Source organism: Gordonia oryzae (assembly GCF_003797185.1).
GTDB lineage: Bacteria > Actinomycetota > Actinomycetes > Mycobacteriales > Mycobacteriaceae > Gordonia > Gordonia oryzae.
The window spans coordinates 13,766-25,839 of record NZ_RKMH01000019.1; the positions used below are offsets into that span (position 1 = coordinate 13,766).

The window sequence follows — 12,074 nt, forward strand, 5'->3', positions numbered from 1 at the left end:
ACACCAGGAGCGCTGTGCGCCATCTCAATTCGATGAACGCCCCTTGCGAATCAGGGCCAGGTTGGCGACCCCGACCAGCAGAGCGACGATCGCAATGACCAACCCGGCGATGCCCGGCCACGACGGTGAGGAACTCGAGTCATCCGACATCGACTGATCGCCCAGATGTCCACCGGATGCCGCGGCGAGGGAGAGCACGGGTGCCGGATGCTCCGGCTCGGCCTGCCCGGAAACCGCTTTCTCGTTCCAGTTCACCACGGTGCCGTCACTGTAGGTCTGCTGGGCGGGAAGCGAGAGCGCCGCCTTGTCTGGCAGCGGTCCCGCCGACACGCTGAACGTATCGAAGTTGCCCGGCGCGATGGCGGCCTGCGGGGTCTGCGCCTTCCAGATCACTTGGGAGACATACTGGGTGATCTCGTTGCCGTCGTCGTCCTTCTGCGGTGTCGGCAGGCTCTTCTTGACCACCTGCACCGTCCATCCCGGCTTCGGTTGCGTCGACACCGAGATGATCGGGGTGTCGTCCGGGAAGGTCACCGCCAGTTCGGTGGTCGACGCGGTGTCGGATTCGGTGGGCACCCGGAAGGTCAGCACGCCGTATCCGCCCTCGGTGGCGTCGACTCCCGATACCTTGACATGCGCCGACGCCGGCCCGCAGAGACCGATCATCAGTGTCACCGCGGCTCCCGCCAGGGCAAGCACTACTACCACTAGTCTTCTCATCATCGATTTCCTCGTTCTCTCGTAATTTCACTACTCTCCGGTGGCGAATGCACCGGGGTCTCACATCAGGAGGGCGAAGGCCGCACCCATCCCGGTGGCCATCAGCACCTCGCCCCAGGGGCGCGCGGGCCCACGGATCAACGCGTAGAACCACCACAGAGCAGCCGCGAGGTAAGCGGCTGCACAGACCCCGGCGATCACCGTCACGCCGGTTGGCTGCGCCCAGCCCGCGGTGCCCGGCACTCCCATACCGCTCATCGCACCCATACCGCCCGCCGAACCCATGCCGGTCATCGAGCCCATTCCGGTCATCGACCCCTGGGCCGAGTTCGCCTCCGCAGAGCCGGAACTCACCGTCGCCGGCACCGACATCAGCACCGACATCAGCACCATCGACGCCATCATGGCAGCGTGGTACGCCCCGACCAGCAGGTGACGTCGCGTCGTATCGGCGTCGACGACCACGCGATGAGCGAAGAACAGGGCACCACCACTGAACAGCAGTACCGACACGATCGGTGCCACCCGCGCACCCCACGGCCAGACCATCGCTATCATCGCGACGGCCATCAGGACGTGCAGAATTCCGGCACATCGCATCAGTGGGGTCGGCGACTGCCACGCACGCATGAGGTAAATCACCGCGCACAGCGTGAACACGCCGGTGATCGCCACGGTAGCGGCCAGTTCGCCCACCCGCCTCTCGTCCGTCAGATGTAGTCGAGCCGCAAGAGTGGTCGGATGCCGGTGCACAAAGGTTCCCGGGGATCGATGAACTTCTTCCCGAAAGCGTGGTCGGGCGCGCAGGGACGTGGTCGGTGCGGTCAGTGCCCCGCCGCGAGCGCCACACCGATCCGGCGCGCCATCATCATGATCGTGGCGTGCGGTCCGCTGCGGCCCGGACTCGGCAGGATCGAGCCGTCCACCACCCGTAGTCCCCGCACGCCGACCACCCCACCCAACCAGTCGGTGCGGACGCCCATCGGCAGGCTGCCGAAAGCGTGCTGCGAACTGCGGATCACCGGATCGACCGAAATCGAATCGGGCTCCACCACCTCGTCGAACTCGGCGGACGCCAACATGTCCACCACGTCCGACGCCGTGGCCCACAACGGGGCCGCCGCCGACTCGTCGAGGTCGTCGAACCGTACGCGCACCGAACCGCCCGACGCCGATGAGAGACGAGCGGGCCCCGCATGGAGCATCCCACAGACCCCCATGACCTGTGAGCCGCCAGCCGATCCGGTCACGTACCGCTGGAAATCATCGGAGTAGCAGCGGATCTCGATACCGTCGTCGGTGTGCACCACGGTAGGCAGGAGTGGCCGCGGGTCATCAGCCGAACGCCTGCGGTATCCGACGAGCACCTCACGGTGTTCGCCGGCGACGAGCACGCCGGAGGTCCCGATTACCTCCGGGATCGAGCGCAGCAGAATACCTGCGGTACCGAGCGTTCCGGCGCACAGGATCACCTCACCGCAGGCGACGTCGGTGTCGACGCCCCCCGATCCCGTGGCCCGCAGATCCGTGGCCCGCAGACCCGTGGCCCGCAGACCCGTGGCCCACTGTCCCGCCATCAGTATCTCTCGTACCTGAATACCGGTTCTGACAACGAGATTCGAACGCGCGAGAGCCGGACGGAGAAACGCCTCCGCAGAGGTCGTGCGCAGTCGGTGCGCGTTGTTGCCCAGCACTCGGTTGAGACCGATGATCGGCCACCGGTCGGTCACCTCGCGGACCGGTACCCGCGTCGACCAGAATCGCTCGAAGGCGCGGGCGGCCGGCCCGAGGTCGTCCTCGCCGAACGGATACACCGACATCGGGCCGCCACTCTCGTCGAGTTCGCGATAGGCCGTCTCGACGTCGTCGACGCCCCAGCCGGTGGGCCACCCGGCGAAATCGTCGCGATGCCAGCGCAAGAAATATCCACCATTGATCGCCGAGGACCCGCCCAGCCCGCGCCCGCGGACCACGGTCTGGCCGGGCGGCGCGTCGTGGACGGTCACGAACCCCGACGACGCGCCGATCGGAAGTGTTCGGAGATCCCGAACCGCGGCGTCGGGCCAGCCGCTGCCCTGCTCGAGCAGCAGTACCGATCGGGTGCCGTCGCGGCTCAGTGCGTCGGCCAGTACCGAACCGGCGCTGCCGGCGCCCACGATGACGACATCTGCACGTCGGGGAATCTCACCGGTCACCGACGTCTCATCCACCGGTGTTCTCACCATCTTGATTCGGCGGTCAGCGCGTGACGACAGGTCGAAGGGCGCCGAAATCACGTTGACGCACAACACCTTCCCACAGTCCCGCACCGTAGGCGAGGTCGTCGAGACGGCGGCAGATCAGATAGGCGACGGGGCCGATCGCGGGACCGTGCGTGGTGTCGGCGAGGACGCCGCGCACCCACTCGGCGAGCCCCTCGGCGATGGCCACCTCGATGACGAGGATCCGGAATCGCTTGGAGATCAACGCCAAGAGAATTGCCACAGGCCAATAATGTCGACAGATCGCCCCGGCCGCCTGCAATAGTCCATATCCGGCCGCGCGGCCGGTCAGCTGAGCGGCCGCCACTGACGCGTCGGGCAGGTCGCCGAGCCGCGTCCGCAATCGATGTGCCACGCGGACCAGCACGAGGAAGGCGAGAACAAGTCCGAGCTTCGTCCGCGACAACAAGGCCGCCACCGCCAGCGCCATCGACGCCGTCATCACGATCGGCGCGGCGAGCGTGCCGTGCCGTGCAGCCAGCAACGCCGCTCCGGTGCCGTAATAGCGGCGTCGAGACAACACCTGCCGCAGGCTGGTGCGATGGTCGTGGGCAACCCGGGCGACCGGGTCGTAGCGCATCCGCCAGCCCGTCTCATGCAGTCGCCAACACAGGTCGACGTCCTCGGCCACCCGGAGGCTTTCGTCGAATCCGCAAAAAGCGCTGCGCCGCACGATCATTGCCGCACTGGGCACATATGGTACGGACGTACCGGGTACCACGGCGGCCTCGGTCGGCCCCATATCGAGAGACGAGTGACCGTTCTCGTAGCGCTCGGCCATCGACAGGCGTTCACCGCGCCGGGCCGACAACCCGACGATCCGGGGTGCGGCCAGCGCCACCAGCGGATCAGAGAAGTGCGCCAGGAGCATCACCAGCCAGTCTGGCTCGGGAACGACGTCGGAGTCGAGAAAGGCCACGAAGTCCGTCGTTGCGGCGGCCGCCCCCGCGTTACGGGCTGCGGCCGGGCCGCGGTTGGACTCGAATCTAATGACCTGCACCAGCGGCCCCTGCGCGACGAGGGGCACGGCCGAGCCGTCGTCGACCACGATGACGCGGGTACCGGCCACCGCGTCGAGGAGCCGGTCGACACCGGATTGGTTGTCGCGCACCGGGACCACCACGGTGACGTCATCGGGCGTGGGCCCCGACATGGGCCGTGGATGAGCGATGCCGGTCTCGAGTAGCGTCCGCGAGAGCGTGCGCGTGGCAGTGTTGCACACCTCGATGCGACCGTCGGCCGAGGTGAGACCGAGCGCGGTGTCGCTGAGCCGGAGCATTCGGGTCGGCGACCCACCGACGAGGTGGCGCAGGTCGCCGCGACGTGCGCACCGCAGATCGATCTGGATCTGGAAACCGTCCGGCAATCCGGAATCGCTCGGGGCGGGCATCTTCTGCGCGACCCATTCGGTCGTCGTCACCGCAGTCTCCCCTTATCGTCGACGGTCCACTCGCCGAGCGCCCGGGTCAGATCATCGACGACACGCGCGAGAAGTTGCGCACCGTGTTCGGCGGTGGCCGTTCGCGGGTCGCCCAGTATTCCGTTCTCGCTGACCGCGGCGACACCACCGGTACGCATCGGCGCCATCAACGCGCCGATCGGCTCACGGTTACCCGCCTCGATCCGGTCGGTTCGCACCAACTCCGGCGAAAGATACAGCAGCACAGAGGTTTCAGTGTGTCCAGCGTGAGCATCGGAATCGGCGAACATGCACGGATACCAGGCCACGTCGCGCGCCTCATAGCGCAGTTTGGCGACCGACGCGGCCAGCGTGGGGACGTTGCCGCCGTGACCGTTGACGAAGGCAATGCGCCGCGCCCAGCGGCAGGCGCTACGACCGTATTCGACGAGCAGGTCGGCCAGTGCCTGCTGCCCCAGCGAGATCGTCCCGGCGAAACCCTCGTGCTCACCGCTGGCTCCGTAGGCGATTTCCGGCGCGACCGCGACCGGGGCGCCCGCGGGCAATTCCGAGCGGACGGCGGTGGCCACCGCGACGGCGATGCGGGTGTCGGTGTCGAGCGGGAGATGCGGCCCATGCTGTTCGACCGAGCCGATCGGAACGAGAAGGGTCAGTTCTGCCGGCGTCACTTGCGGCCATGCGTATTGCCCCAGCGTCGCCGTTCGCACCATTCGGACGAGTCTAATGTGCGCGGCGCCTCGGGGTAAGCCGGTCGTCACCAATTGCACCACCATGATTCCCTCGTCGGACCCGCTTGGACGAGCGCTCGATCGGTTGTGGAATCCTGGACCACAGTATGCGTCGCAGAACACGGTCGGCACGGCAAGGTCGACACCATTCGAGGGAGGACGTCCATGACGGCAGATTCGACACCCACCAGCGGTAAGAGCGGACCGCTGAATCGATTGCGCGTGATCGAGTTCGCGGGTATTGGTCCGGGCCCGCACGCAGCGATGATGCTCGCCGACCTCGGCGCCGACGTCATCCGGGTGCAGCGGCCCGGAACCCTCCCGGTCGAGGGCCGCAATGCCGACGCGTTGCTACGCGGGCGTCGCGTCGTCGAGGCCAACCTCAAGGACCCGGCCGACCGCGACACCATCCTCGGGTTGATCGCGAAGGCCGACGTGATTATCGAAGGATTCCGCCCCGGCGTGATGGAACGACTCGGCTTCGGGCCCGATGATCTGGCCGAGGTCAACGCCGGCCTGGTCTACGGCCGCATGACCGGCTGGGGCCAGGACGGGCCGCGCGCCGAGCTCGCCGGCCACGACATCAACTACATCTCGCTGACGGGCCTGCTCCATGCCATCGGCCGTCACGGCGAGCGTCCGGTGCCCCCGCTCAATCTCGCCGGCGACTTCGGTGGCGGCTCGATGTTCCTCGTGATGGGAGTGCTCTCGGCTCTCGTCGAGCGCCAGTTCTCCGGTCGCGGCCAGGTGGTCGATGCCGCCATGGTCGACGGGGCTTCCGTTCTGGGGCAGATGATGTGGGCCTTCCGCGGTACCGGCCTGTGGTCGGACGAGCGCGGGGTGAACATGCTCGACACCGGCGCCCCGTATTACGAGGTGTACGAGACCTCCGACGGCAAGTACATGGCCGTCGGAGCGATCGAGCCGCAGTTCTATGCCGCACTCCTCAACGGTCTCGGACTCGCCGATGCCGACCTGCCGGACCAGAACGACATCGCGAGGTGGCCGGAGCTCAAGAAGGTCTTCACCGAGACCTTTGCCTCGCGCACCCGCGACGAATGGGCCAAGGTGTTCGACGGGACCGACGCCTGCACCTCACCGGTACTGACCTTCGCCGAGGCTCCCACCGACCCACACATGGCGGCGCGCGCCAACCTCCTCGAGATCGACGGCGTCATGCAGGCACAAGTGGCGCCGCGGTTCTCGCGCACCTCGCCGGAGACGCCGAGCGGACCGGCCCGCCAGGCCACCGATCCGTCCACCATCTGGACCGACTGACCGGATCCCAGCTCCTCGGTCAGATGCGGGGCGCCGACGATGTCGTCGGCGCCCCGTCTCGTCGCGACAGCTCTCTGCACCTCACCGACAGCGCCTTTCCTCGCGCCGACAGCGCCTATCTCCGCGCCGACAGCGCCTTTCCCCGCGCCGACAGCGCCTATCCTCGCGCCGACAGCGCCTATCCTCGCGCCGACAGCGCCTATCCTCGCGCCGACAGCGCCTATCCTCGCGCCGACAGCGCCTATCCTCGCGCCGACAGCGCCTATCCTCGCGCCGACAGCGCCTATCCTCGCGCCGACAGCGCCTATCTCCGCCCCGACAGCGCCTTTCCCCGCGCCGACAGCGCTCTCCGACGGCGGCCGCCCCAACGCCGACAGCGCATTCTCCCGGTAGCCCACCCCAACGAAATAGAACGTGTTACAGTTTTTTCATGGGACAGTTCGACGGCAAGGTCGTCTACATCACCGGCATCGCCCGTGGCCAGGGCCGCAATCACGCGATCCGATTCGCCCGTGAGGGTGCGTCGATCATCGGACTCGACATCGCCGGCGAAGTCGCCGACCACATCACCTATCCGGCGTCGACGTCGGACGATCTTGCCGAGACAATTCGCCTCGTCACGGAAGCCGGCGGCAAAATCCTTGCACGTCAGGGGGATACGCGAGATCTGGCGTTCCAGGAAGAACTCGTTGCCGACGGCGTGGCCCAATTCGGCCGCCTCGATCATGTGATCGCCAACGCCGGAATCCTCTCGTGGGGCCTCACCTGGGAACTGTCCGAACGCGAATTCACCGACGTCCTCGACGTCAACGTGGTCGGCACGTGGAAGACGTTGCGCGCCACCATTCCCTCGCTGCTGGAGACCGACGCCGAGGACCGCTCGATCGTCATCATCTCCTCGGTCGCCGGGCTCAAGGCGATGCCCGTCCAGGCGGCGTACTCGGCGTCGAAGTACGCGCTCACCGGACTGGCACAGACAACCGCCAAAGAACTCGCCCCGCGTCGCGTCCGCGTCAACTCAATCCACCCCTACGCCGTCAACACGCCGATGGGCATCGCCGACTCCGCGGCCATGAAGGTCTTCGAGATGGGCGAGTACACAAGGTATTTCATCTCGATGATGGATCACTTCCCGGTTGCCTCGCTCGACGACATCTCTGACGCCGTGCTCTACCTCACCTCACCACAAGCGCGCGCTGTCACCGGTTCGCAGTTCCAGATCGACATGGGAAACTCCAAAGTCTGAGCACCGTCGACGACCAATAGAGCGCCGTCGGCGAAATACACGGCGCCGTCGGCGAATAACAGAGCGCCGTCGGCGGGATACACGGCGCCGTCGGCGAATAACAGAGCGCCGTCGGCGAAATACACGGCGCCGTCGGCGAATAACAGAGCGCCGTCGGCGAAATACACGGCGCCGTCGGCGAACAACAGAGCGCCGTCGGCGGGATGCACGGCGCCGTCGACGACCAATAGAGCGCCGTCGACGAAATACACAGCGCCGTCGACGACCAATAGAGCGCCGTCGGCGAAATACACGGCGCCGTCGGCGAATAACAGAGCGCCGTCGGCGGGATACAGAGCGCCGTCGGCGACCAACAGAGCGCCGTCGGCGGGATGCACGGCGCCCTGTTGTTCGTAGCCCTGTTTGTGCCGGGTTCTTCCGACCCAGAGTTGCTCAGACGCCGCCGAAGGACCGCTCGAAGTCCTCGCCGATGATCAGGTCGTCGCGCGTCAGGTCGTCAATGCTCTTGTGGCCCAATCCCATCACCACGCTGTCGAGGCCCATGCGGAGCAAATCGAGGACGTTCTCGACTCCGGCCTGACCGTTGGCCGCCAGGCCCCACAGGTAGGCGCGACCGATCATCACCGCACGCGCTCCGAGTGCCAGCGCCTTGGCGACGTCGCTACCCCGGCGGATACCGCCGTCGAGCAGGACCTCGATCTGATCGCCGACCGCCTCGGCGATGCCCGGCAGGAGGCGGATGGTGGCGGGCGTGCCATCGAGGTTGTTTCCACCGTGGTTGGACACCGATAGCGCGGTCGCACCGATGTCGACGGCCCGCTTCGCGTCGTCGAGGCGGGTGACGCCCTTGACCATGAACGGTCCGCCCCACTGCTCGCGGAGCCACTGCAGGTCGTCCCAGGTGGGCGGGGCGGTGCTCATCCACTCGCCGTAGGCGCCGAAGAAGGTCGGTCCGGGCTGCCCTTTGCCCCTGGAGACGTTGGGCGCGCTCAGGTCGGGAATGATGATCTTGCCGTCGCGAATCCAGTCCATCGCATAGCGCGGCTTGACCGCGATCTCCGGCGCCAGCCGCAGCAGAGCCTTGACGTCGACCTTCTCCGGGATCTCCGGGCTGCCCCAGTCGCGACCAATGTTGAACACCCAGTCGGTCGTGACGATCAGACCTTTCGCGCCGGCCTCCTTGGCGCGCATGGCACGCGCCAGGATCTCGTCGCGACTACCAAGCCAGTAGATCTGGAAGAAGATCTTGTCGTTGACCGCGGTGACCTCCTCGACCGGTTGAGACGCGAAGCTGGACAAGCCCATCGCGGTACCGCGGGCTGCCGCGGCGCGCGCCACCGCGACCTCGCCGTCGGGGTCGACGGCCTGTACGCCGGTGGGACTGATCATCACCGGAAACGACAGGTCCTGCCCCATCACGGTGGTGGAGAGTTCGCGGTCGGGCTGCACGCCGATCACGTGCGGGGCCAACCCGATCTCGGAGTACGCGTCGACGTTGTCGCGCGCCGTCACGCCGGCCTGGGTGCCGGCGATCAGCGAGGAGTAGACCGACTTTGGCAGTCGCTTCTTGGCGCGGCACTGCGCTTCGTGAACGGTTTCGAACCAGGGGTTGCGGGCCCAGGGATTGGTGACCATTATGTGTTCCTACCTATTTTCTTCTCTTGTTCGTCGCAGCATCGAATCACCCAGGGCCCCCGACCCGGGAGCCCGACGATCCGCCACGCGGGGGGTACTACAGGGCGAATCCCGCCAACGGGTTCTCATCGCAGTTCTTCGACGGCGGCCCAACGATCGGGGTGATCTCGCCGTCGGGTTGCCTGGTCATCAGGGTCAACGGAGTACCTCGCGAATGATCTTTGTTCGCAGTTGGTTTGGCGCGCTCACCGGCCAGCAGCTCTTCGCCATATCCCTGCACGCACTCGGGGTCGGGTCCGGCCAGCGGCAGTCCGGTGAAGAATTTGGCCGCCATGCAGCCGCCGCGGCATGCGTCGAAATGGGCACAGCGCGTGCAGGCTCCGGCGTTCTGTGGCTCACGGAGTTCGGTGAAGAGGTCCGATTTCTGCCATATCTGCTGGAAGCCGCCGTCAGTCGTGATGTTTCCGGCGAGGAAGTTCTCGTGGATCGCGAACGGGCAGGCGTAGACGTCACCGACCGGGTCGATGAGACACACCACGCGACCCGCGCCGCATAGATTCAGTCCGGGCAGGCCGGACCCGCCGGCCCCACCGAACGCCGACAAATGGAAGAACGAGTCGCCGGTGAGGACGTTCTCGCCATGTGCGATGAGCCAGTCGTAAAGTTCGCGCTGCTGTTCGGGCAACGGGTGCAGGTCGTCCCAGACGTCGGCGCCGCGGCCCGACGGACGCAGCCGGGTGATGCGCAGAGTGGCGTTGTAGCGATCGGCGAGAGCCTTGAACTCGTCGAGCTGCGCCACGTTCTGCCGCGTCATCACCACCGATATCTTCGCGTCGGCGAATCCCGCCTCGTGGAGGTTCTCCAGCGCGCGCACCGCCATGTCGAACGAGCCAGGGCCACGCACGGCGTCGTTGACTTCTGCTGTCGCACCATCCAGCGAGATCTGCACGTCGACGTAGTCCGACGCGGCCAGCCGCGCGGCGACCGTCTTGTCGATGCGTAAACCGTTGGTGGAGAACTTCACTCCCACCTGGTGGCTGGTGGCGTAATCGACGAGCTCCCAGAAATCCGGGCGCACCGTCGGTTCCCCGCCACCGATGTTGACGTAGAAGACCTGCATGCGCTGTAGCTCGTCGATGATCGCCTTGCACTGTTCGGTCGACAGCTCACGCGGGTCGCGCTTGCCCGAGGACGACAGACAGTGCACACATGCCAGGTTGCAGGCGTAAGTCAGCTCCCACGTCAGGCAGATCGGGGCGTCGAGCCCTTTCTCGAACTGATCGACCAGACGCCCGACCTGGGGGGGCGCGCTGGGACGGCGCGACGGCATGGCGGCGAGTTCGGTTGCAGTGGGCGGCAACTCGAGTGTGGTCATCTTCAGGTCTCCTTGGGCTCGAGGAGCGGTGGTGGATGGTGGAGAATGCGCCCGTCAGCGGCGGACAATCATCCCGGAGTCGGCCAGGGCGGTCAGCGCCTGCACATAGAGCGCGCGCTCGGCGGCTTCGATCCCGGCAACAGCCAGAGCGGCCTCGGCGTCGGCGTGCTCGGCGAGGGACCGCACGATCCCGACGACGGTCAGGTTCTTGAGGAATGAGAGCTTGCGAGTACCGAAGTGATACAGCAACGCCCCGAAGGGTTCCGGGCGTAGCGCGACCTTGGGGTTGAGCTCCCAAGCGGCGTCGAGATCGAACGTGGACACGGTGGCGGGGGTGTCGCGCCGGTTGCCGGCGACCGCGAAGCCGCGATCGCCGGCAACCGGAGCAGATGTCGGGGTAGACATCAGTACACCCCGCACATCCCGTCGATCGAGACCTCTTCAACGAGGGATTCACCCACGAGCTCGGTCTCGACGTCGGCGGGCACCGACACGTCCTGAGCTGCCTTGGCAGTGTGATCGGCCATGATCCAAACCTCCTAATATTTGGGTAGTGATGTGAATCACCGATCAGTATAATGGCACCGAGTGCAGAATTGCACCCCCCAGCCGAAAACTGACCACCCGGACGGGCACCGACCTGGTGAGAGAGGTCTGATGACGACCGAGAACTCGACGGCGCCGGGCCGACGCCCGCGCACCAGCCGTGCACAGATCAGCGCGACCGCCATCGACCTGTTCACCACCGTCGGCTTCGAGGAAACCAGCGTCGACGATATCGCCGACGCCGTCGGCATCGCGCGTCGCACACTGTTCCGCTATTTCCCCTCGAAGAACGCGATCCCGTGGGGCGATTTCGACGCCCACCTCGACGACCTGCGCGCACTACTCGCCGAGATCCCCGACGACCTCTCCATCGCCGAGGCCGTCACCCGGGCGCTGATCGCCTTCAACGAGGTGCCTGCGGAGTTTCTCGACGGACACCGCCGACGCATGCAGCTACTCCTGGGGGTGCCGAGCCTACAAGCACATTCGATGTTGATGTACGCCGACTGGCGCCACGTCATCGCCGAGTTCTGCGCCCATCGGCTCGGCCTGGATGAAGTCGCCCACCTCCCGCAGACGATCGGCTGGCTGTGCCTGGGCACCGCTCTGGCCGCCTACGAACAATGGCTCGCCCATCCCGACGCCGACCTCGACGCGCTCATCCGGGCGGGGTGCGCGACGCTGGCCGCAGGGCTGCAGGGGCTCTAGAGTGCTCATCACCATCGAGAGATCCCGTCTGCGACTCGGCGACGTGCGTGAAGTCCTCGATGGCGAGGTTCGCGATCGACGGGTTCGCCCGAGCCGGACCCGTCGACTCAAGCCCCGTCGACGAGATCTGGGGGCGCTGTCGAGGAGACCGAGAGCG

13 protein-coding genes and 1 pseudogene are annotated in these 12,074 nt (G+C 66.6%); 4 read left to right on the forward strand and 10 right to left on the reverse strand.

Annotated features, from left to right (window positions below):
* Nucleotides 1-24: 24 nt before the first annotated feature.
* From EF294_RS19295 to mftE, 5 genes are all read right to left on the reverse strand, one after another.
* Nucleotides 25-666, reverse strand: coding sequence for a YcnI family copper-binding membrane protein (locus EF294_RS19295; RefSeq protein ID WP_246007981.1), 642 nt, complete (start codon nt 664-666; stop codon nt 25-27).
* A gap of 114 nt (nt 667-780) precedes the next feature.
* The gene (locus tag EF294_RS19300) at nt 781-1,416 is read right to left on the reverse strand and encodes a DUF5134 domain-containing protein (protein ID WP_246007972.1); all 636 of its coding nucleotides are present in this window, start codon (nt 1,414-1,416) and stop codon (nt 781-783) included.
* A 128-nt stretch (nt 1,417-1,544) separates the two neighbouring features.
* On the reverse strand, nt 1,545-2,930 hold the full coding sequence (mftG, locus tag EF294_RS19305) for a mycofactocin system GMC family oxidoreductase MftG (protein WP_246007973.1): 1,386 nt from the start codon (nt 2,928-2,930) through the stop codon (nt 1,545-1,547).
* 28 nt (nt 2,931-2,958) lie between these two features.
* On the reverse strand, nt 2,959-4,371 hold the full coding sequence (gene mftF / locus EF294_RS19310; RefSeq protein WP_246007982.1) for a mycofactocin biosynthesis glycosyltransferase MftF: 1,413 nt from the start codon (nt 4,369-4,371) through the stop codon (nt 2,959-2,961).
* Nucleotides 4,372-4,397: 26 nt separating this feature from the next.
* Nucleotides 4,398-5,111 carry a mycofactocin biosynthesis peptidyl-dipeptidase MftE gene (gene mftE, locus EF294_RS19315; protein WP_123932563.1) on the reverse strand — a complete coding sequence of 238 codons (714 nt, stop codon included), beginning with the start codon at nt 5,109-5,111 and terminating at the stop codon, nt 4,398-4,400.
* A 183-nt stretch (nt 5,112-5,294) separates the two neighbouring features.
* On the opposite strand from mftE, the gene EF294_RS19320 reads away from it, so the two are divergent.
* From EF294_RS19320 to EF294_RS19330, 3 genes and pseudogenes are all read left to right on the forward strand, one after another.
* Nucleotides 5,295-6,407, forward strand: a complete 1,113-nt coding sequence (locus tag EF294_RS19320) for a CaiB/BaiF CoA transferase family protein (RefSeq protein WP_123932564.1) — start codon at nt 5,295-5,297, stop codon at nt 6,405-6,407.
* Nucleotides 6,408-6,430: 23 nt separating this feature from the next.
* Nucleotides 6,431-6,733: pseudogene (locus EF294_RS22805) on the forward strand (prolipoprotein diacylglyceryl transferase); the annotation flags it as partial.
* A 104-nt stretch (nt 6,734-6,837) separates the two neighbouring features.
* The gene (locus tag EF294_RS19330; protein WP_123932565.1) at nt 6,838-7,653 is read left to right on the forward strand and encodes a mycofactocin-coupled SDR family oxidoreductase; all 816 of its coding nucleotides are present in this window, start codon (nt 6,838-6,840) and stop codon (nt 7,651-7,653) included.
* On the opposite strand, the gene EF294_RS19335 is transcribed toward EF294_RS19330, so the two are convergent.
* The 5 genes from EF294_RS19335 to mftA all read right to left on the reverse strand — a co-directional run bounded on the left by EF294_RS19335 (nt 7,578) and on the right by mftA (nt 11,190).
* A complete protein-coding gene (locus EF294_RS19335; RefSeq protein ID WP_123932566.1) occupies nt 7,578-8,030 on the reverse strand; it encodes an SMP-30/gluconolactonase/LRE family protein in 453 nt (150 codons plus the stop codon). The genes EF294_RS19330 and EF294_RS19335 overlap by 76 nt on opposite strands.
* A gap of 55 nt (nt 8,031-8,085) precedes the next feature.
* Nucleotides 8,086-9,288, reverse strand: coding sequence for a pre-mycofactocin synthase MftD (mftD, locus tag EF294_RS19340; RefSeq protein WP_123932567.1), 1,203 nt, complete (start codon nt 9,286-9,288; stop codon nt 8,086-8,088).
* 97 nt (nt 9,289-9,385) lie between these two features.
* A complete protein-coding gene (gene mftC / locus EF294_RS19345; RefSeq protein ID WP_123932568.1) occupies nt 9,386-10,663 on the reverse strand; it encodes a mycofactocin radical SAM maturase in 1,278 nt (425 codons plus the stop codon).
* Nucleotides 10,664-10,717: 54 nt separating this feature from the next.
* Entirely contained in the window at nt 10,718-11,068 is a 351-nt protein-coding gene (gene mftB / locus EF294_RS19350) for a mycofactocin biosynthesis chaperone MftB (RefSeq protein WP_123932569.1), read from the reverse strand.
* Nucleotides 11,068-11,190, reverse strand: coding sequence for a mycofactocin precursor MftA (gene mftA, locus EF294_RS19355; RefSeq protein ID WP_006367871.1), 123 nt, complete (start codon nt 11,188-11,190; stop codon nt 11,068-11,070). The genes mftB and mftA overlap by 1 nt, the downstream gene beginning before the upstream one ends.
* A 130-nt stretch (nt 11,191-11,320) precedes the next feature.
* Here mftA and mftR point away from each other — a divergent pair, with 130 nt between their 5' ends.
* A complete protein-coding gene (gene mftR / locus EF294_RS19360) occupies nt 11,321-11,917 on the forward strand; it encodes a mycofactocin system transcriptional regulator (RefSeq protein WP_123932570.1) in 597 nt (198 codons plus the stop codon).
* Nucleotides 11,918-12,074 lie beyond the last annotated feature (157 nt).